The organism is Puniceibacterium sediminis, assembly GCF_900188035.1.
Lineage (GTDB): Bacteria > Pseudomonadota > Alphaproteobacteria > Rhodobacterales > Rhodobacteraceae > Puniceibacterium > Puniceibacterium sediminis.
Map to the genome: position 1 here is coordinate 169120 of NZ_FZNN01000007.1, position 20684 is coordinate 189803.

Annotated in this window: 19 protein-coding genes, 1 tRNA gene and 1 pseudogene; 6 read left to right on the forward strand and 15 right to left on the reverse strand. The window is 58.6% G+C overall.

What is annotated here, in order from left to right; all coding sequences use genetic code 11:
* Positions 1–4 precede the first annotated feature (4 nt).
* Positions 5–1069 (forward strand): FAD-binding oxidoreductase, encoded by a 1065-nt coding sequence (locus CHB75_RS09910; RefSeq protein WP_217898777.1) that lies wholly within the window; start codon positions 5–7, stop codon positions 1067–1069.
* A 30-nt stretch (positions 1070–1099) separates the two neighbouring features.
* Here the strand turns inward: CHB75_RS09910 and CHB75_RS09915 are convergent, their stop codons facing one another.
* Positions 1100–1738: a TetR/AcrR family transcriptional regulator gene (locus CHB75_RS09915; protein WP_089270388.1), complete on the reverse strand. Its 639-nt coding sequence runs from the start codon at positions 1736–1738 to the stop codon at positions 1100–1102.
* A gap of 225 nt (positions 1739–1963) precedes the next feature.
* Here CHB75_RS09915 and CHB75_RS09920 point away from each other — a divergent pair, with 225 nt between their 5' ends.
* The 3 genes from CHB75_RS09920 (at position 1964) to CHB75_RS09930 (ending at position 7791) form a co-directional block, all read left to right on the forward strand.
* The gene (locus CHB75_RS09920; protein WP_245840866.1) at positions 1964–3127 is read left to right on the forward strand and encodes an efflux RND transporter periplasmic adaptor subunit; all 1164 of its coding nucleotides are present in this window, start codon (positions 1964–1966) and stop codon (positions 3125–3127) included.
* A gap of 40 nt (positions 3128–3167) precedes the next feature.
* The gene (locus CHB75_RS09925; protein WP_089270389.1) at positions 3168–6299 is read left to right on the forward strand and encodes an efflux RND transporter permease subunit; all 3132 of its coding nucleotides are present in this window, start codon (positions 3168–3170) and stop codon (positions 6297–6299) included.
* Positions 6300–6471: 172 nt separating this feature from the next.
* Positions 6472–7791: a YihY family inner membrane protein gene (locus CHB75_RS09930; RefSeq protein WP_176439106.1), complete on the forward strand. Its 1320-nt coding sequence runs from the start codon at positions 6472–6474 to the stop codon at positions 7789–7791.
* Positions 7792–7793: 2 nt separating this feature from the next.
* On the opposite strand, the gene CHB75_RS09935 is transcribed toward CHB75_RS09930, so the two are convergent.
* From CHB75_RS09935 to CHB75_RS09945, 4 genes are all read right to left on the reverse strand, one after another.
* On the reverse strand, positions 7794–9101 hold the full coding sequence (locus CHB75_RS09935) for a TrkH family potassium uptake protein (protein WP_089270391.1): 1308 nt from the start codon (positions 9099–9101) through the stop codon (positions 7794–7796).
* Between the two features lie 44 nt (positions 9102–9145).
* Entirely contained in the window at positions 9146–9808 is a 663-nt protein-coding gene (locus CHB75_RS09940; RefSeq protein ID WP_089270422.1) for a potassium channel family protein, read from the reverse strand.
* A 204-nt stretch (positions 9809–10012) separates the two neighbouring features.
* A complete protein-coding gene (locus CHB75_RS21650) occupies positions 10013–10186 on the reverse strand; it encodes a hypothetical protein (protein ID WP_176439107.1) in 174 nt (57 codons plus the stop codon).
* A 745-nt stretch (positions 10187–10931) separates the two neighbouring features.
* Positions 10932–11498 carry an IS5 family transposase gene (locus CHB75_RS09945; RefSeq protein ID WP_245840868.1) on the reverse strand — a complete coding sequence of 189 codons (567 nt, stop codon included), beginning with the start codon at positions 11496–11498 and terminating at the stop codon, positions 10932–10934.
* On the opposite strand from CHB75_RS09945, the pseudogene CHB75_RS22030 reads away from it, so the two are divergent.
* Positions 11480–11748: pseudogene (locus CHB75_RS22030) on the forward strand (transposase); the annotation flags it as partial. The gene CHB75_RS09945 and the pseudogene CHB75_RS22030 overlap by 19 nt on opposite strands.
* A gap of 134 nt (positions 11749–11882) precedes the next feature.
* Here CHB75_RS22030 and CHB75_RS22475 read toward each other — a convergent pair.
* The 3 genes from CHB75_RS22475 to CHB75_RS09960 all read right to left on the reverse strand — a co-directional run bounded on the left by CHB75_RS22475 (position 11883) and on the right by CHB75_RS09960 (position 13461).
* A complete protein-coding gene (locus CHB75_RS22475) occupies positions 11883–12143 on the reverse strand; it encodes an ATP-binding protein (RefSeq protein ID WP_425439496.1) in 261 nt (86 codons plus the stop codon).
* Positions 12144–12190: 47 nt separating this feature from the next.
* Entirely contained in the window at positions 12191–12445 is a 255-nt protein-coding gene (locus CHB75_RS22350) for an ATP-binding protein (protein WP_281253200.1), read from the reverse strand.
* A gap of 641 nt (positions 12446–13086) precedes the next feature.
* Positions 13087–13461, reverse strand: coding sequence for a hypothetical protein (locus tag CHB75_RS09960; protein ID WP_089270394.1), 375 nt, complete (start codon positions 13459–13461; stop codon positions 13087–13089).
* Between the two features lie 416 nt (positions 13462–13877).
* Here CHB75_RS09960 and CHB75_RS09965 point away from each other — a divergent pair, with 416 nt between their 5' ends.
* On the forward strand, positions 13878–14192 hold the full coding sequence (locus tag CHB75_RS09965; protein WP_089270395.1) for a lipocalin-like domain-containing protein: 315 nt from the start codon (positions 13878–13880) through the stop codon (positions 14190–14192).
* 104 nt (positions 14193–14296) lie between these two features.
* Here CHB75_RS09965 and CHB75_RS09970 read toward each other — a convergent pair whose 3' ends face one another.
* From CHB75_RS09970 to CHB75_RS10000, 7 genes are all read right to left on the reverse strand, one after another.
* Entirely contained in the window at positions 14297–14689 is a 393-nt protein-coding gene (locus tag CHB75_RS09970; protein ID WP_089270396.1) for a Na+/H+ antiporter subunit G, read from the reverse strand.
* A complete protein-coding gene (locus CHB75_RS09975; RefSeq protein ID WP_089270397.1) occupies positions 14686–14973 on the reverse strand; it encodes a K+/H+ antiporter subunit F in 288 nt (95 codons plus the stop codon). The genes CHB75_RS09970 and CHB75_RS09975 overlap by 4 nt, the downstream gene beginning before the upstream one ends.
* Positions 14970–15470, reverse strand: a complete 501-nt coding sequence (locus CHB75_RS09980; protein WP_089270398.1) for a Na+/H+ antiporter subunit E — start codon at positions 15468–15470, stop codon at positions 14970–14972. The genes CHB75_RS09975 and CHB75_RS09980 overlap by 4 nt, the downstream gene beginning before the upstream one ends.
* A gap of 2 nt (positions 15471–15472) precedes the next feature.
* Positions 15473–17131, reverse strand: coding sequence for a monovalent cation/H+ antiporter subunit D (locus tag CHB75_RS09985; protein ID WP_089270399.1), 1659 nt, complete (start codon positions 17129–17131; stop codon positions 15473–15475).
* A complete protein-coding gene (locus tag CHB75_RS09990; RefSeq protein ID WP_089270400.1) occupies positions 17128–17469 on the reverse strand; it encodes a Na+/H+ antiporter subunit C in 342 nt (113 codons plus the stop codon). Before CHB75_RS09990 ends, CHB75_RS09985 begins: the two co-directional genes overlap by 4 nt.
* A 2-nt stretch (positions 17470–17471) precedes the next feature.
* A complete protein-coding gene (locus tag CHB75_RS09995; RefSeq protein ID WP_089270401.1) occupies positions 17472–20336 on the reverse strand; it encodes a monovalent cation/H+ antiporter subunit A in 2865 nt (954 codons plus the stop codon).
* A gap of 252 nt (positions 20337–20588) precedes the next feature.
* Positions 20589–20664, reverse strand: a tRNA-Thr gene (locus tag CHB75_RS10000).
* Between the last annotated feature and the right edge of the window lie 20 nt (positions 20665–20684).

The following is a 20684-nucleotide window of genomic DNA, read 5'->3' on the forward strand; positions in this document are numbered from 1 at the left end:
CCCGATGCCAAAAGAGGATTCGCCGGTCTGGAAGGATTCGGAACTTCTGGAATGCGTGCAGACGATTCCAGAGGCACCGGATGTGGTCAGCTTTGTTTTTCGCCCGCCTTCCGGCGCGCGGTTCCTGTACAAGGCCGGGCAATTTGTGACACTCGATCTGCCGGTGCCGGGCGGGAACATCCAGCGGACCTACACGATCTCGTCCAACCCCGCGGCGACGGCTTATATCACTGTGACAGTCAAAGCACAGGCTGGCAGCGTCGCGTCACGCTGGATGCTGGACCATCTGAAACCGGGAATGCGGCTCAAGGTCTATGGCCCCACGGGGCTGTTCCATTTGCCGCCGCAGCCAGATGACAAGTACCTGTTCATCTCGGCTGGATCGGGTGTCACGCCAATGATGTCGATGGCCGCGTTTCTCTGGGAGCGCGGCGAAGACCCCGACATCACCTTCATCACCTGCGCGCGCCGCCCATCCGAGCTGATCTTCCGCCGCAAGCTCGAACACATGGCCAGCCGGGTGCAGGGTATCAAACTGAACTTTGTGGTCGGGCAAGACGATCCCTATGATGCCTGGACGGGCTATCGCGGACGTTTCAATCAGCTGATGCTGGGCTTGATGGCACCGGATTACCTTGACCGCGAGGTTTATTGCTGCGGGCCCGAATCCTTCATGGAATCGGTGCGCGACATGCTCAACAGCCTTGGCTACGACATGACGCGCTATCATCAGGAAAGCTTTGCCGCCCCTGCTGTGACTGTCGCCGAGATGACTGAATTCGACGACGTTGTGCCACAGGAAAAGGCCGCAGCCGAACTGGTATTTTCCCGGTCCGGCAAGACCGTACCCTGCCACGAAACAGATACGGTATTGGCGATTGCCAAGGCTTCGGGGCTGAACATCCCCTCGGGCTGCACATTCGGCGTCTGCGGGACGTGCAAGGTCAAGAAAATATCGGGCGAGGCGCATATGGTGCACAACGGCGGGATATCAGAGGATGATATCGCGGATGGCTATATCCTGGCGTGCTGTTCCAACCCGATCGGACGGCTGGAAGTAGAGGTTTAACGACCCGGCGCGAGAGGCACCGGGCAGCGCCTATTTCACTGCCATAGCCTCCAGCGTCATGCCGTGGCGCGAGGCGAAGCGCGCAAGTTCGCTGTCGCTGGCCGAGGTTCCGGTGAACGTCTGCACATAGAATGGCATCCGTGGCATGCGCACCTCGGGCGACTCTGTCACCATCATCGAGACATAGCCGATCTGCGTGTAATAAACAGTGAAAGCACGCACCTGAGCATCGGCCTCAGCAAAGCCAAACCGCAGAAACATCGCGCGGATCGCTGCGATCCGCTCCTGATCCGTCGCTTCAAGCACCGCGCGCAAGTCAGGATCGCCCAAGGCCCAGTTCCGGATCGCGAAATCGAGCTGTGAATCGAAGAGATCAGGGCGCAGCCAACAGTCGAACAGGTTCAGCACCGCCTCCGCGATCGTTTCTGAAAAAGCCTCTGCTCGGGCAATCATATTGCCGGTGTTCTTGGCACGCCAGCGCGCGATCAGTGCCGCGAGCAGCGCCTCACGGCTGTCGAAATGACCGTAAAAGCTGGTCCGCGACAGTCCGACACGTTTGGCCAGCGGCATGACCTTGACCGCCTCGACCCCTTGTTCGATCAGCAGCTGATACGCGGCCTCAAGCCAAAGATCCTCGGACCCACGCCAGCCGCCTGTCTTTTCCGCCATACCGCGCACCTCCTGCAGGCTTCTGAGTAGCCGGGAAGCCGGGTTTTGGCAATTCGCCTGCCCATTGTGCATAGGAGGACAGGGCCTGTGCATCCTGCTATTACGGCTTGCCTCAACACTTGGTTGCTGCGATGCAGCGCTAACGTGGTCTTTACCGCGGCAATATCTATTCTTATGCGCAAACGGCGCAACCCGCGCGCAATGCCGCCTGAGCGAGGAATTCTGATGATCCCGAACCGTTTCCTAATCTCATTGACCCTTGGGATACTGATGGCGCCCGTACTGTCTGGGTCCGCTTTCGCGCAGGGGCAGGAACGTCCTCCCACAGCGGTAACCGTCGTGACGGTCCAGCCTGAAATTGTCACGCTGACCTCGACCTTGCCGGGGCGCGTCGTCGCCTCTGCAGCAGCTGAGGTGCGCCCGCAGGTGGCCGGGATCATCACCGAACGGCTATTCACCGAGGGTGGTCAGGTCGAAGCCGGTGATGTGTTGTTCACCATTGATCCCGCAACCTACGAGGCGAACGTCTCGCAGGCACGCGCGCAGGTCACTCTGGCGCAGGCACAGCTGTCTGCCGCAGAAAAGGAACTGACCCGGTTCGAGGAGCTTCGGCAGCGCAATGTCGCCTCGGATCAGTCCTATGACTCGGCCCTTGCGGCGCGGGAATCGGCTGCGGCGAGCCTGCAGGTTTCACAGGCGCAGCTGCAAGCCGCAGAAATCGAACTTGATCGTACCAACATCCGCGCACGCCTTTCAGGCGAAATCGGCCGGTCGCTGACCAGTCAGGGTGCTCTTGTGACCGCGAGCCAGGCCGATCCGCTGGCAGTGATCCGCAACATCGACCCGATTTATGTGGATGTCACCCAATCCGCCGCCGAAGTGCTGCAATGGCGCCGCGGCAACGGGGTCGAGGGGCTGGGCGACGCCGCCCGTGCAGTTTCTCTGACACTCGCCGATGGCAGCATTTTCAGTGAAACCGGCAGCCTGACCGCCGCCGAGCCGGATGTCGATGAACAGACAGGCGTCGTCGTTCTTCGGATGGGCTTTGCCAATCCCGAAAAGCTGCTACTGCCGGGCATGTACGTTCAGGTCGAAATGCCGACCCAACTGATTGAGGGCGCCTTTCGTGTTCCCCAAGAGGGGGTCAGCCGTGACCGGCGCGGACAGCCTATCGCCATGATCGTAAACGCCGAAAATGCGGTTCAGCAGGTTTCGCTGACCATTGCGCAAGACATCGGATCCGACTGGATTGTCACCGACGGCCTGAACGCAGGTGATAAAGTGATTCTCGAGGGGCTTCAGAAAATCCAGCCCGGCGCCACCGTCGCACCCGAAGAGCGCGTCACGGCGGCAGGGGCCGCCTCAGCCCCCGCCGAGAAAACCGAATAATTCGCCAAACTAACCCAGACCTGATCCGAAGGACCTAACAATGGCCCGCTTTTTCATCGACCGCCCGATCTTTGCCTGGGTTCTTTCGATCTTCATCATGGGCATCGGAATTCTGTCGATCCTGACATTGCCGATTGCGCAGTATCCGCAGATTGCGCCGCCGACTGTTTCCGTCAGCGCATCCTATCCCGGTGCCTCGGCCGAGACTGTGGCAAACACCGTCACGCAGGTGATCGAACAGCAGATGACCGGCCTTGACGGTCTGCGGTATATATCGTCCAGCTCGACCTCGTCCGGGGGCGCGTCGATCACCCTGACGTTTGAGACGGGTACCGACCCCGACATTGCGCAGGTGCAGGTCCAGAACAAGCTGTCGCAGGCCACGGCGCTTCTGCCTGAACCCGTGACGCGGCAGGGTGTGACCGTGCGCAAATCTTCGGCTGGCTTCCTGATGGTGGTTGGTCTGATTTCAAAAGATGGCACTTTCGATGCCACGGACCTGTCGGATTACCTTGTCTCGAATATGGTGAACGAAATCAGCCGCGTCGAAGGCGTTGGCAATGTTCAGGTGTTCGGCGCGCAATATGCCATGAGGATATGGCTGGACCCATCCAAGCTCGCCGCGTTTGAATTGTCACCGTCCGATGTGGTCGCTGCCGTTTCGGCAGAAAACGCCCAGATTTCAGCGGGCTCATTTGGATCGCGACCTGCCGTAGAAGGTCAGCAACTGAACGCGACGATCACCGCCCAATCGCTGCTGCGTACACCCGAAGATTTCCGCCAGATTGTGCTGAGGGCGGAAACTGACGGCGGCCTCGTGCTGCTGAACGATGTAGCCCGGATCGAGATCGGCGCCGAAAACTACAACACTATCTCGCGCTTCAACGGCGCGCCGGCCTCTGGTATGGCGATCAGCCTCGCGCCCGGAGCAAACGCCCTGGACACCGCCGATGCGGTCAAGGCACGGATCGACGAATTCGCCCAGATCTTTCCCGAAGGCATCGACTATGTGATCCCTTTCGATACCACGCCGTTTGTCACCATCTCGATCGAAGAGGTGGTCAAAACCCTGGTCGAGGCGATCATACTTGTTTTCCTCGTGATGTACCTGTTTTTGCAGAACTTCCGTGCAACACTGATCCCGACACTGGCCGTCCCGGTGGTTCTTCTGGGCACCTTCGGAGTGCTGGCGGCCTTTGGTTTTTCGATCAACACACTAACCATGCTTGCCATGGTTCTGGCCATCGGCCTGCTGGTCGATGACGCCATCGTCGTTGTGGAAAACGTTGAGCGGATCATGGAGCAGGAGGGGCTAAGCCCGCTGGAAGCGACGCGCAAGTCGATGGACCAGATCACCGGCGCGCTGATCGGCATCGCGGTTGTCCTTTCGGTGGTCTTCGTGCCAATGGCCTTCTTTCCCGGTTCGACCGGCGTGATCTACAAGCAGTTCGCCGTGACCATCATCAGTGCGATGGCGCTATCGGTGGTCGTGGCGCTGACGCTGACCCCGGCTTTGTGTGCGACGCTGCTGAAAAAGCCTACACATGACAAGAAACGGGGTGTCTTTGGCCTGTTCAACCGCGGTTTTGACAAGACGGTCAACGGCTATGGCCACAGCGTCAGCTATATCGTGCGGCGCCCGTTCCGCATGACCATCGTTTACGGCGCGATCATCGCCGCCATGGGCTTTCTCTTCATCCGCACACCCGAAGGATTTCTTCCCGCCGAGGATCAGGGCATCCTTTTCACCCTGATTCAGGCCCCCACCGGGGCAACGGCGGAACGCACACTAGAGATAGTGAAGCAGGTCGAGGACTATTACCTTGAGCAGGAAAGCGACGTCGTTCAATCCGCGTTCGGCGTGGTGGGTTTCAGTTTCGCCGGACAGGGGCAAAACATGGGCCTTGCCTTTGTCCGCCTCAAGGACTGGGAGGAACGCACCGAGCCGGGTCAGAGCGTTCAGGCGCTTGCCGGTCGCGCCTATGGTGCCTTCAGCCAGATCCGCGACGCTATGGTGTTCCCGATCGTGCCGCCTTCGGTGATCGAACTTGGCAACGTGTCGGGCTTTGACTTCTTCCTGCAGGCGCGGGCGGGACAGACGCATGAACAGCTTCTGCAGGCCCGGAACCAGATGCTGGGGATGCTGTCGCAAAGCCCGCTCATCGCGTCGGCACGGCCTTCCGGGCTCGAGGATGCAGCGCAGTTCAATCTGGACATCGACTGGCGCAAGGCCGGGGCCATGGGCGTCTCGGCGACAGACGTGGGCAACCTTCTTTCGGTTGCCTGGGCCGGGCGCTATGTGAACGACTTTATAGACCAGGGGCGAATCAAACGGGTCTATGTTCAGGGCGAAGCGAATGCGCGCGCCGTTCCGTCGGACATCGACAAATGGCGCGTGCGTAATGCCAGCGGCGGATTGGTTCCGTTTTCGAACTTTGCGACGGGCGACTGGACCTACGGCCCACAGGGCGTAAACCGTTACAACGGCGTGCCGTCGATGCAGATCCAGGGCGCCCCGGCACCCGGCGTATCCACCGGTGAGGCGATTGCAGCGGTCGAAGCAATGATCGACCAGTTGCCGCCCGGCTATCAGATAGCCTGGACTGGCCTGTCGCTCGAAGAACAGACATCCGGCAGTCAGGCGCCGCTACTTTACGCCCTCAGCCTTGCAGCGGTGTTTCTGGCTCTCGCCGCGCTTTACGAAAGCTGGTCAATCCCGTTTGCGGTGATGCTCGCCATGCCTATCGGTGTCTTGGGTGCGTTGGTAGGCGCTTATTTGGGCGGCTTTGAAAACGGCGTGTTCTTTCAGGTCGGTCTGCTGACCGTGATCGGACTGACAGGCAAGAACGCAATCCTGATCGTCGAATTCGCCCGCGAACAGCGCGATGCCGGAAAACCTCTTTACGAGGCGGTAAGCGAAGCGGCGAAACAACGGTTTCGGCCCATCCTCATGACTTCCATGGCGTTTTCGCTGGGCGTTCTACCGCTGGTGCTCAGCACCGGCGCGGGGTCCGGCGGGCGGCAGGCGATTGGCTCGGGCGTGTTGGGCGGTACTGTATCTGCGACGATTCTTGGCGTTCTGCTGGTGCCATTCTTCTTTGTTCTGGTTGCCCGCTTGGCAGGACAGGGCAAGGACAAGCCGACAAAGGCCGAAGCGACACCTGCAGAGTAACGCTGACACAGAGATCCCGGTCAAAAACGTTGCCGAAAACTGACACAGGGCGCGAATTTTAATTCGCGTCCTGAACTTTGTGCGGAACTGATCTATTTTACCAGACATGACAGATGTTCGCACCTTCTTCAGACAGCTGAGACAAGCAGGCCCCACGCGGGTCTGTCTTCAAGTGATCAATTTCATCCTCTATGCGATGCGCCGGTTCTATGTGGACCGGATGAGCATCGCTGCGGCCGCTCTGACATACACAACTCTGCTGGCCCTCGTTCCGCTTCTGGTCATCGCCTTTGCGATCCTGTCGAGCTTTCCGGCCTTCGACGCAGTCAAAGGCCGGATGCAGGAGCTGTTTTTCAACGCGGTCGTGCCCGAGGCCGGCACAGCGATATCCGACTACCTCTCGAATTTCACCGAGAACGCCAGCAATCTGACCGTCGTCGGCGTGGTCGCCCTGGCTATCGCCGCGTTGCTACTGCTATCCACAGTTGAAGACACGCTGAACCACGTCTGGCACGTCGATCGGCCGCGGCCCATTATGATGCGATTCCTGATCTTTTGGGCGCTTCTTACACTGGGTCCACTGTTGATTGGGGTCAGCTTCACGCTGACATCTGATCTTGTCCAATACGCGACCCATACGCAGCTTGTCATGCTTGGTGTCCCATCCGAGGTCAAAACGCCCGGATCCTGGATCCTGAGCATGGCACTTCGGGTCGGTATCAACATCATCGGCTTTACGGCCCTATTCGTGCTTGTTCCGGCACGTCGCGTGCGCGTCCGCCATGCCCTGATCGGCAGCGTCTTTGCTGCGGTCGCCTTTCAATTCCTGTCCTGGGGGTTCAACACGTTCTACACCTCGGGCTCCAGCTACGAGACGATCTACGGCGCTGTGGCCGCAGTCCCGGTGTTCCTGATCTGGATTTATACGTCCTGGATTGTGATCATCCTTGGCGCGGTGTTTGCCGCCGCCTTTCCGGACTGGTGGCAATCGCGCAGCGCCCCGCTGTGGAGCAAGTCGTCGCCGTCGGACCGACTGACCATCGCCATCGCCTTGCTTTCCAGACTGCAAAGTCACGCTCAGACAGGCGGCACACTGGACGAAAAGACTCTGTCTGCCGCCGTGCCTCTGGAGGCACGCGAGGATATTCTCGATCTGCTATGTGCAATTGGCTACATCGTGGAGACTGAACAGGGGCAAGTGGCGATTGCGAGGGACCTGCACACCACGACCCTGTTCGATCTGGTGAAGGACATGGGCCTTTTGTACAGCGTCGCCCCGGGGCAGTCCCCGGATCTGCCGGAAAAGATCGCGCAACGGGTCGCGTTCGGAACCAGTTCGACCCACGAGCTACTTGACCGTCTGCACGCGTCAGAAGGTGAAATCCTTAGCGTGCCTCTGGCCCAGATTCTGGGGGCACTCCCCCAACCGCAAAAAGACCTGCCAATAGTGGCAAAGATAGTGCCGGAAACGGCGCATTTGAACCAAAGCTGACCCTACCCGAGGAATATCTGCCCAGGTGGATAGCGAACTTTGGCGACCGTATGCCGCGCAAGGAAAAAGCCCAGCGTGAGCGGCCCGACACGCCCCAAGAACATCACGCACATGATTACCACGCGTCCGACGGTGTCGAGTTCCGTCGTCGTACCCATCGACAAGCCAACGGTGCCAAAGGCCGAGGTCACCTCGAACGCGAGAGCGATGAAAGATCCATCATGGCTTATCGACACAATAAAGAGCCCGACGAAGACGATGAAAATGCTTACGGTGGTGAGGGCAAGAACCTTCATTACCTCGTTCACGCCCAGAGACCGGCCAAAAGCATGCAGCGTTGTGGTCCGTCGAAAAAACGCCACCGTGGCCAGCAGCAAAACGATAAAGGTGGTGACCTTGATTCCGCCGGCAGTCGAAGTGCTCCCGGCGCCGATCAGCATCAGCGTCATCATCATCAGCACCGTGGAATCGTGCATCTTTCCGATGTCGATCGTGTTGAAACCTGCGGTGCGGGTGGTCACCGCCTGAAACCAGCTTGCCTGCACCTTAGCCCAGACCGAATCGAGCGCCCCAAGCGTGCCCGGGTTATTCCATTCCAAAGCGCCGAACATGCTCCACGACCACAGGATCAGACTAACTGTCCCGACGATCATCAGCTTGCTGTGAAGCGACAATCCACGCCAGTTGCGTTTGGCATAGAGGTCTCCCAACACGATGAACCCCAGCCCGCCGATGATGAACAGCGCCGGAATCACAAGGTTCATCAGCGGATTGTCCACCCAGCGTGTCAGGCTGTCAGGCCATAACCCAAAGCCCGCATTATTGAAGGCTGAAACGCTATGGAACACCGCCTCCCACAGCCCGTAGGCCCAACCCGATGTCGGCACAAAGATAAACGCCAACAGCACCGCGCCGACCCCCTCGCAGATCACGGCTACAACGACGATGGTGCGAACCAGAGTGGCTAGATCACCCAGAGAGCTTTGGTTGAGGTCTTCCCGCAGAATGAGACGTTGGGAGAAGCCAACCGAGATACCAATGGCAGAAAGTACGAAGACAGCAAAGGTCATCAGACCCAGCCCCCCGAGTTGAATTAGAACGGCGATCACCACCTGTCCAAAGATCGTATAGGCCGATCCGGTATCAACCACGGCCAGCCCGGTGACGGTAACCGCTGACATCGAAGTAAAGAACGCATCCAGAAATTTAACGTCGCCATGGTGCGAAACGGGTAGCCATAGGGCCAGCCCGCCAATAATTGCCAGGATCAGGTAGAAAGTGGCAAGCAAAGCCGGTGGCGACAGGCGCATCGCCTTGCGGTGCAAGCCTGTGCGCAGTCTGGGAATGGCAACTTTCACAGGCTGGCCGCGAATTTCCGCAGATCAGCGCGCTGCCCCAGAAGCAGCAGCAGGTCATCCCGGTTCAGCGCGCAGGCAGAACCGTCCTGGCCGATGAACTGGGTACCTCGCATGACGCCGATGCAGCGCAGGTTGAACTTGTCACTATGAGGCAGATCATCCAGCGTCTTGCCTTCAAGGCTTTCGGGGATCCGAAAGTTCACTACGTGGTAGCCGTTGCCCAGACTAACATAGTCACGCACCAGCGGATTGTGCAAAACTTGGGCAATGTGCTGGCCAACCTCGACTTCGGGATGGATGATCCGATCGACACCCAGACGGCTAAGGATGCGGTGATGCGTCTTGGTGCGGGCCTTGGCCCAGATAGTCTCGACACCTAACAGTTTTAGATTCATGGCCGACAGTATGCTTGCCTCAAGATCCGAGCCCATGGCGACAAGCGCCGCGTCACATTCGCTTAGGCCTGTCTCTTTCAGTGCGGCATCGTCACGGGCATCGACGATCATGGCTTGTGCCAGGACATCCGCATGGGCACTGACACGCGCCTCGTCAATGTCGATCCCAATAACATGATTGCCGAAGCGGGTCAGTTCCTTGGCAACTGTGCTACCAAAAGTTCCGAGCCCGATAACACCGAATGCTCGTTTCTTCTCTACCATTTGGAACGTCCGCTTTGCCAGTCGGACCATGCCGACCAGCTCCATCGATGACTCAATCAAAGCCGACTTTCAATAGCGCGTGGAATATGGTCAGGAGGCCTGAGTTGGTATTCGCGCGGTTTAAATCCAGACTGACCCATTTGAGGGTGGTACGCCTCTGGAATGCAGCAGCATGGGTTCACATACCATGTTGCAGGTACCCGGTTATTCGTCGGTGTTGTCGGACGTCAAAAGTGCTGCACACAGGATCAGGACGGCGCCAAGTATGGCATAGATCGGCAGAAGCCAGATCATTGAGAGGCTGAAGTGTACCAGAATTGCGACTGTCAGGAGCAGTGAAACCGGAATCGCGATCAACAGCGCCGCGAGAGCAGACATCGAAGAACCTTCTCGTGTTTCTACGCTTGGACGTATTGTCCCTACGAGACCCTTTGAGTGGTTTTGATAGAGGATGACTTGGGCCATAATATGATACTCTTCAGATTTCCGATTGTTCCCAATATTGCAGATCTTTCGGCGACCCCTGCGATAGAGGTCATCAAGCGGTGGGTTTAAAAGGAGAGTATTCCTTCAATTTGACTATGGCGACTCAGATCAGCTCGTGAATCGGCATGAAAATGTAACGACGTTGACCGGATTTGTGTCGGACTTTTCAGTTTGCTGCCTGGAATCGTGACATTTATTATGCCACTCAGCACCAATCCGTGACTGTTGGCGCTAACATTTTGAAATGTGGCGAAATTATGGCGCATCGATAACGGTCACTTGTTCCCTTAATCCGAATCTTTTGCGCGAATCGACTCAGCAAATGTGTCAGATTTGGGAGGCATGTACCATCTATTTCCTGTCATTTGGATTGGGCTGACAAATGTGATTCCACAATACTCCCATTGTTTACAAATGATTTTCGGAAAGAATGCTCTTCATTCGAGCGGCAGATGTTGAGTGCGGTTGACCAAATGCAGACTCACTCAAATAGCTCGTGTGACAGCGCCCTGGCGCACAGAAAGTAGGTTTGAAAAGTCTATCAGACCGTCGCGTTAAGTCATTTTGAGGGTAACAAAAGACATCGCCGCCGCGCGCGCCAGTGATCCCGTGCTGTTGATGTGGCTAAGCTCAGGATTCATAACCAGAACATGACGAGTGCAGCCAGCGTGCATGCGGACAGGAACACCTTTGGGCTTTTCCCGTAACGGGTTGCGACGCGGCACCAGTCCTTGAGCTGTGCAAAATTGTTCTCGATCTTTTGGCGTTTGCGATAGCGTACCTCGTCGTGTGGGAACGGAACCTTGCGGCCCTTTCTCGCCGCTATGCATGGCGTGATCCCCGTATTTTCAAGCGCCTCGCGGTACCAATTTGCATCATACCCCCGATCCGCCAGCATGTGTTTGGCAGGCGGCAAACCTTCCAGAAGCGCCCGGGCACCGATGTAATCACTTCGTTGGCCTGCGGTCAGGAACATTCGCAAGGGACGACCCAGATCATCCGCGACGGTGTGCAGCTTTGAATTCACCCCGCCTTTGGTCCACCCAATCAAGCGGCCACGTCGGCTGTGTTGCACAAAGCGGGTGAGGGATTTGTGTCGTGATTCCGGTCTGGTAGCTGGTGGGCATGAGCAAACCGACACCGCCGAGCTATAAGACCACGAACTAGGCTGCCTACAATGAGGCACTGAAGCGCCGCGGGTCACTGACGATCCACTGAGCGGCAGTGCATTGCGCCGCAACGTCACGAGAAGTTGGTTCGATCCGGAGATGAACTGGGCTGCCAGACCTTCCGGCATGAGGGGGAGATCGCAGACGTTCAGCGACGCCTCGATCCAGACTTGCCTTACCATGAAGGTGCTGTTCGGAATGGCGCTTCGGCAGACGACTGGCTTTGTGGAAAGCCTCCTGCGGCTGACGGGACGGGACTGGGAGGTGCCTGAATTCAAAACCATCTGCAGCTTGTCAATGAGCGTTCAAAACTGATCCGGTTTCAGCGTTTGATTTTGACCCGTCGTTCAGATGTCAAAGTCCCCAGGCGGGCCGCCCTCATATAGCGAGTCCGTCTGGGGCCTTTGTTTGCGGTGCGGTTATTTTTCTCTGCGGCTTTTGCTCTGCGCGAAGCGGTATGACGTGTTGCCGGTCTCGATGATGGCACAGTGGTGCGTGACGCGATCCAATAGCGCGGCTGTCGTCTTGGCATCGCCGAAGACAGCGACCCATTCCCCGAACTCCAGATTGGTGGTAATGATGACACTGGTTTTCTCGTAGAGCTGCTGATGAGGTGGAACAGCAGTGCGCCGCCGGACTTTGGGAACGGGATATAGCCCAGTTCGTCGATGATAACGCAATCCAGGGCCGACCGTTGCCGGATGACCTTCCCAGAATTGACATCGGTCTACTCCTTGATCCGGGCATTGATTAGATCGACCGCGTTGAAGAAGCGGGCCTTCTCGCCGTTATTGATCAATGTGGTTCCAGGCGCGATGGCGATATGGGTTTTGCCGGTTCCGCCCACCAGGATGAGGTTGTGTGCCTCTTCGGTGAACCGGCCGACCGAGCAGAAGGCCTCGATCTGGGCTTTGGTGACGGCTGCTGCGCCGTAATCGAAGGTGGCGAAGTCCTTATGATGGGGGAACTTCGCGATGCGCATTTGATCCTGGCCTCCCGGCGATTGCGAGCAATCGCCTGCCAGCTAACAGATGGAGCGCACCCGGCGCTCTACAGTCTCGGCGTCGATCAGTTGTTTTATCGCAGTGGTCAGACTTGGCGGCTTGAGCGTGGACAGCAAATCATGTGCGCAAGCTGCCATTCCATGCAGCTTCAGGGCGGTCAGTTGGCCCCCTCTCGTGACATTTGCTACGCAAATGCACTGCCGGGCAGTGGATGCGGGCGTTCATGCGGCGGCCTCCGCGGCCGAGCACAGCGTCTCATAGCGCTTGCAATCGGCCTCGGGTCGTAAGTCAGCTGCAGATAGGTGTAGGGTTCGCTTAAGGAGGTGATGACCGGCTCGACCAGCTGGTTGATTAGGTTGATGATGGCAGGCAACCGCAGGGTGTTTTGCTCTACCGCCAGATCACAGGCAATCTCGACGACCTCGATCCCGTGGTCCTGGGCCAGCAGAAGCAGATCGACAAACTCCCAATCCCCACCCGACGCGGGGGCAGGCAACCGACTCCATGACATAGTGGTTCATCAATGCCAGGAACCGCGGATGGAACACCCCGTCCTTCGAGCGCGAGACATAGGTCACCATCGTTTTGGGATTGTCGATGATCCCGGGGCTCTGCCTGTTCACATCTCAAACCGTCTCCCAGACGCATCGCCCGAACCGGCACCGGCCCGCTTCAGATCGCGGACAAAACGCTGAACCGGCGAATAGGAACCGGTGTAGCCGTCCACCACCAGCTGCTCATAGAGCTTCTGGGCTGTCCGCCGCTCCCGGCGTGGTCGTTTCTGGTCCTGATCGAACAGCTCCTGAAGCCGAAGATCAAACCCGTTGCACAGTTTGTGCCGAACCGGCGCGGCCTGCCGCTGGTAGCTCGGCGGGCTCTCATCCTTCAGGTACTTCTTGATCGTGTTGTGCGATAATCCCGTCGACCGTGCAACAGACCGGATACTGCGTTCCTCAACCAATACCCACCGTCGGATCTTTGATACACTTTCCATCAATAACACCTGCTCATTCCTCCGCGCTTGAAACGCGGATGCTAACGAAACAGCTGGGTCAGTTTTACTCGCTCATAGCCCACCTAAGTAGGTCAATTTCGCATGCCGATTCACAGGCAATGACATGCTTGACCGTGTGGACCCGGATTTTGCGATGGCGATAGTGCGGATGAACGGGGGGTCTTGTCGCGACGCTTGCGGGTTTGGCCGAACCACAGGTAGGCTGCGGAGGCAGCGATCACGGACCCAGCCAAGTCTTGCGCTAACTACAAATGCATTACCATGTTCTGATGGCGCAATACGGTCGGGTTGGTGGCAAGGAAGCCTTAATGCACGAAGACGTACAACATGGGCACCAGTTGCGCGATGCACACGCCAGTCTGGCCCGTGCCGACACAGAAGGACATTAGCAGACCATGAGTGACGAAAAAATCAATCAGCTTCTCGGCACCTGGGTTGTGGTGCGAGAGCGCCGCGCAGACGACACGCTGGCTTTCATACGGCCCGACGCAGAGCTTTCGCCCACGCGCGGCGGGCGAAAGAACATGATCATCTTGCCCGACGGTGGGTTGGACAAAATGTCCCGGGGTCCGACGGATCGGCTGGAAAAAACGGACTCAGGCAGCTGGTCTCTGAACGGTAACACGCTGCAACTTAGTATACCCGGATGGGAAGGCACGTATGACATCAACACCCTGAGCGAGACAGAACTTATCCTGGGCCGTCGCTGAACCCGGTCAGCCGACCCCGCAGTTGATTCGCGCCGCGCCGGATCGCCACGCCCCTGTTGTACAGACAGCCGAGGTGGCATTCGCCTTATTGGCCGCGACCCCGGTCAGGTCTTGGCAGGCGCTTCGATGCCCGGAACCGTTTCATCCGTTGGGTTCAGCGTGGCCCAGTTCTGATCCTTGGGCGGCTCTGGCGGGGGCATGTCCTGTCCGCGATGGATCGCAACCTTGGCAATGAAATTGGCCGAGATAGGCGCGGTGACGAACAGGAACACCATGATCAGGATTTCTTTGAGCGAGCCACTGCCAAAGGCAAAGGAGTGGAGCATGGACGCCACCAGAAGCGAGCCTATGCCCAGCGTCGCCGCTTTGGTCGGGGCATGCAGGCGCTTCATTGCGGTGTCGAGCTTTAGCAGACCTATCGAGCCCACAAGCGTGAACAGCGCCCCGATGACAAGAGCCACGGCAATGATGATTTCAACCAGATCCGTGACGTTCATTCGATGATATCCCCCCGCAGGATGAACCGCGCGTAGGCGACGGTCGACACAAACCCCAACATGGCAAAGATCAGTGCCGCCTCAAAATAGATCTCGGTCCCCTGAGCGATACCCAGCAGCACGATCAGGCCGATCGCGTCCACCACCATCGTGTCGAGCGCAAGAATACGGTCTGCAACGTCCGGGCCAATCACCAACCGGATCATGGCAAGGATCTGCGCCAGCGACAGCGCGGCAAATGCAAAAACCAGGGCGAGATCATAGAGCCTGTCCGGAGCAATCATTCGAAAATCTCCTTGAGCCGCCGCTCGTAGCGGTTCTTGATATCATCGCGCACCGCCTCAGCAGAGTCGGCGTCCAGAGCATGGATCAGCAGGCAATGCCCCTCATCCGACATATCCGCAGTCACCGTACCGGGTGTGAGGGTGATGGTTCCAGCCAGAATCGCAATAGCCTCGGGTGTACGCAACTCCAACGGAATGGCCACCCAGACTGATTTCATATCGCGGTTACGTTTTGTCAGCACGACCCAGGCAACCACAACATTGGCAACAATGATGTCCCAGACCACGATCAGCACATACACCGTGACCTTGAACAGGCCCACGGCCCGCGGCGCATCCGGCCAGTAGGCTGCGGTAGCCTGCGGGATCAGGATGCCAAGGATAGCGCCAAACACCACCGTGCCCAGCGAGATACCTCCGCTGAGCAGGCACCAGACCACGATCAGAATGGCCGTCAGGAACGGGTGGGGCAGAAACGAGCGTTTCACTTTGGTCATGGTCAATGTCCTCCCTCTGGTTCAGCGGCGTCATGGCCCCCTTCTGTCGGGTCTTCGGCATGACCTTCGTCGGCGTGGTGCGGGTCTTTGGAAAGGTCCTTGCCGGGCACGTCCAGAACAGCGCGGATATAAGGCTCGGGCGTGAACAGTTGGGCGGTGGTGGCGTCCATGTAACGGGTCACCGGGCCGGCCAGCACCGTGTGCACCACGAGCAGCGCCAGCAGCCCGGCGATTGCCACGACTTCAAGCACCGGGATATGCCCCTTGGGATCATGCGGTTCCAGCGCGCCCTGCGCATCCTCGGGGGTCGTTTCATCCACAGCTTCGGCAGCCAACTGGTGTGATTTCCAGAACACCACGCTGCCTGCCCGAGAAAACCCGACGACGGCAATCAGGCTCGACCCCAGGATCACGGCCCAGGTCACCCAAACCAACGGAGTGCCAAAGGAGGCATCCAGGATCAGAAGTTTGCCCACAAAACCCGACAGCGGCGGCAGGCCAGTCATCGCGATGGCCGCAACAAAAAACAACGGTGCAATGATGGCCCCGCCGGCAATAGGTGGGGCTGCCCGCAGATCCAGCCCAGCCGCGCCGCGCCCGGAACGCACCAGATCCGCGATCAGGAACAGCGCCGCCGTCGCCAGTGTCGAATGGATCACATAGTAAAGCGCCGCCGAAATGCCCGCAGGCGTGAACAGGGCCACAGCCGTCGTCAACATCCCCATCGACCCGATCACGGCAAAGGCGATCAGCCGGTCGAGCTTATTCGTGCCCAGAACGCCAACCATGCCGACGGCAAGTCCGACCAGTGCGACAGGCAACAGCCACATTCCGAAAAGCCCCGCCGTAGCCTCAAGATCCGGGGGAAAGACCAGCGTATAGATCCGGATGATCGCATAGGCGCCCACCTTGGTCATGATACCGAACAGCGCGGCCACGGGGGCCGGTGCTTCGGCATAACTTGAGGGCAGCCAGAAATGCAGCGGTGCAATCGCCGCCTTGATCGCAAATACCATCAGCAGCAGCACCGCTGCGACGCGGATTCCAGTGGAATTGTCAGGGGCGATCTCGGCCACACGGACCGCAAGATCCGCCATATTCAGGGTTCCCGTCTCGGCATATATCGCGCCAAGGGCGAACAGGAACAGGGTCGAGCCAAGCAGGTTATAAAGCACATATTGCGTGCCCGCCCGAAGCCTGCGTGTCCCGCCAGAATGGATCATCAACCCGTACGAGGCGATTAGAAGCACCTCGAAAAACACGAACAGGTTGAAGATGTCCCCGGTCAGGAAGGCCCCCATGATCCCCATCATCTGGAACTGGAACAGCGCGTGGAAATGCTGCCCCCGTTTGTCCCAGCCCGATCCGATTGCATAAAGCAACACGAACAACGCCAGCACCGATGTAAGCAGCACCATCATCGTCGACAGCCTGTCGGCCACCAGAACGATGCCGAACGGCGCCGCCCAATTGCCCAGTTGGTACATGCCGATAGTGCCATCCGAAGCCTGCCAGGCCAGCCCGGACGCGATGATCATCAGCATGACAACCCCGGCAAGCGAAAACGCACGCGCAAGGCTTTGGTGAAACCGCACGACAAGGACAATAAAGGCCGCCAGCATCGCGGGCAGCACAATCGGGGCAATGATCCAGTGGGTCATGTGTCAGCCCCTTCTTCTTTCGGGTCGTTCACGTGGTCATCGTCCGCCCCCAGATAGGCCCCCAGCGCAATCACGACCACCACGGCCGTCATGCCAAAGGAAATCACGATGGCTGTCAGCACCAGCGCCTGCGGCAGCGGGTCGGTATAGTGTGTGACCCCGTCCATCAGGATCGGCGGCGCGCCGATTGTCAGCCGACCAGAAGCGAACAGGAACAGGTTGACCGCATAAGTCAGCAACGATGTCCCCAGAATGACCGGAAATGTCCGCAAGCGGAATACGAGGTAAAGACCGGCAGCCGTCAGAAGACCCACGGAAGAGGCAAAAAGGAATTCCATGCTCAGGCCCCCTTTCCAACAGTTTTCGGATCATCCCGGCTTGGGTCGATATCCATCGGAAACTCTGAATCCGGCGTATGCGCGCGACGTGCCAGCCGGGAATAGCTTTCCAGCGACAACATGACCGCCCCAAGCACCGCCAGAAACACCCCCAGATCGAACAGCGCTGCGGTGGCCAGTTCGAACTCCTCCATCGGCGGGATGCGGAAGTACCCGTAGGCCGAGGTCAGGAATTCGTTCCCTGTCAACCAAGATCCGATCCCTGTCAGCCCGGCAACCAGAACGCCGGTGCCAATGATCCCATGATAGGGATAGCGCTGCCGTTCATTCGCCCAGTTAAAGCCGCTGGCCATGTACTGCATCACCAACGCAATTGCCACGATCAGGCCCGCGATGAACCCGCCGCCCGGCAGATTGTGCCCGCGCAGGAAGATGTAGATACCAACCATCAGGACCAGCGGCATCATCACCCGCGTCAGGATCACCATCATCAATGGATGGCGATCCCCTGACAACGGCTTGTCCGGCACTCGGTTCAGAAGCCGCGCCCGTACCTTGCCGCCCAGCAGCGCCTCAGTCAGCGCAAAGATCACTAGCGCGGCGATGCCCAGCACAATAATTTCGCCAAAAGTGTCGAAACCACGGAAATCGACAAGGATCACGTTGACCACATTGGTGCCACCGCCGCCCTTGTAGGAATTCGCCAAATGATATTCGGAGATCGACGGCGCCACGAAATCGCGCATCAGCAGGTGATAGGTGAACCCCATCGCCGCTGCGCCACCGGCCAGCGCCACGATACCATCGCGCACCTTCTTGCCCATATTGCTTTCGCTGGGCGTAATATCCGGCAGAAAGTTCAACGCCAGCAGCAGCAGTACAATCGTGACCACTTCGACCGAAATCTGGGTCATGGCCAGATCCGGCGCGCTGAAATAGGCAAAGCCGACCGAGACGATCAACCCGATGATTGCCATCAGGATCAGCGCCAGCAGGCGGTTTCGATGCTGTATGACAAGGAAAGCAGTCGCCACGATCAGCATCAGCCACCCGGCTGCGGCAATCATATTGATCGGCATCGCCTCGCGCGTGGAGGCTGTGCTTTCTCCGGTCAGCCAGGCGTGCCCGCCCGCCGCGATGATCGCGAGGGTCAGAATACCCGCGTATTGCGTGAAGGCACCGTTGTGCAGGCGTTGCGTCACAATGCGGGCCAGACCGACAAAGACAGCGATGACCGCATCAAAGACCACCTTCGCCTCGGGGCGCGGCGTGGCGTCCCAGAGCTTCAGCAGCGGCGTGAACAGCGTCAGCGCAATCAGGCCGCCAGTCACCGCGATGCCCGACATGATCAGCGCCGGTGTCACCCCGTGCCACAGCGCAATATGTTCATGCGGAAGTTCCGCAGTCCCGCCCAAGACGGCCGAGGTCACGAACCTGACTGCTGGTTCCGCAAGGAATGGCATCACGCCGATCACAACCACCAGAACTGTCAGAATGGCCGGGGGCAGCCACATACCCGCAGGCGGATCATGCGGATGGGCAGGGTAATCGTGACGCTCTTTACCCAGAAACACGTGCCCGATGTAGCGGAACGAATAAGCCGCCGAGAACAGCGCGCCAAAGGTCGCCAACGCAGGCACCAGCCAATCGGGTCCGAACAGCGTGGTATGCGAGACTTCCTCAAGCCACATTTCTTTCGACAGGAAACCGTTGAAGAAGGGAATCCCCGCCATCGACAGCGCCGCAATTGTCGCGATGACAAAAGTCACAGGCATCAGGTGGCGTAGACCGCCAAGGCGGCGAATGTCGCGGGTATGTGCCTCGTGGTCGATAATGCCTGCGGACATGAACAGCGCGCATTTGAAGGTCGCGTGGTTAAGGATGTGAAACACCGCCGCCATCGCACCAAAGGCAGTTCCGGTACCCAGAAGCATGGTGATCAGGCCAAGGTGGCTCACGGTCGAAAATGCCAGCAGCGCCTTGAGGTCATGTTTGAACAACCCGATCACAGCGCCCAGCACCATTGTGATCAGGCCCGCGCAGGTGACGATATAGAACCACTCCGGCGTGCCCGACAGAACCGGCCACATCCGTGCCATGAGGAAAATCCCGGCCTTCACCATCGTGGCCGAGTGCAGATAGGCCGACACAGGCGTCGGCGCGGCCATCGCATGCGGCAACCAGAAGTGGAACGGGAACTGCGCCGACTTGGTGAAACAGCCTAGAAGGATCAGGATCAGCGCAGGCACATACAAAGGGTCAGCTTGGATCAGATCGCGGTTCTGAAGAATGACGCTCAGATCATAGGATCCGGCGATCTGCCCAAGGATCAGCATGCCACCGATCATCGCCAGACCGCCCATGCCGGTCACTGTCAGCGCCATCCGTGCGCCCTGCCGCCCCTCGGGAAGGTGCTTCCAGTAACCAATCAGCAAAAAGGACGACAGCGATGTCAGCTCCCAGAACACCAGTAAGACGAGGATATTGTCAGACAGGACAATCCCTACCATCGCGCCCTGGAACAGCAGCAGGTAGGTAAAGAATTCGCCCATATTATCGTCTCGCGACAGATAGCTGCGCGCATAGGCGATGATCAGCAGCCCGATCCCCAGAATGAGACAGGCAAAAAAGGCGCCCAGCCCGTCCATCATCAGGTTCATGTTCATTCCGAGCGCAGGCAGCCAGTCGACCCGCGCCTCGATCACCTCGCCGCGCAGCAGCGCCGGAAGATTGGACAGCAGACCGACAAGCGCCGTCAGCGAAACAGCAAAGGTCGTACCTGCACAGACCGTGCGCCCCGCTCTGTTCAGAATGCCGGGCAGCAGGGCACCCAGGAAGGGCAAGGCAACAACCAGAAAGAGCGACAAGGAGACCTCCAGTTCCGTCAGACACGCAGCGCTTTATCTGTGCGTGGTTTCCCGCGCAGGCTCAAGCCAAAGCGGCAACATTATGACAAGTTGACCGACCGCGCGGCTGAATGCAAACGCTTGGCGCTCTCTATTGCGGGGAATTCGCGGCAGAAACGCCGCTCACGCAGGGAAAAGCGGGCCTGATTGTCAGCTTTCCGCAAACAATCAGGCGGTAAGGCCCACGGCTCTGGCACTATGATTGCGCGAAATTGGTGCCGCTGAAGGGATTCGAACCCCCGACCCCATCATTACGAATGATGTGCTCTACCAGCTGAGCTACAGCGGCCCTGGTGCGCGGGCTATTAG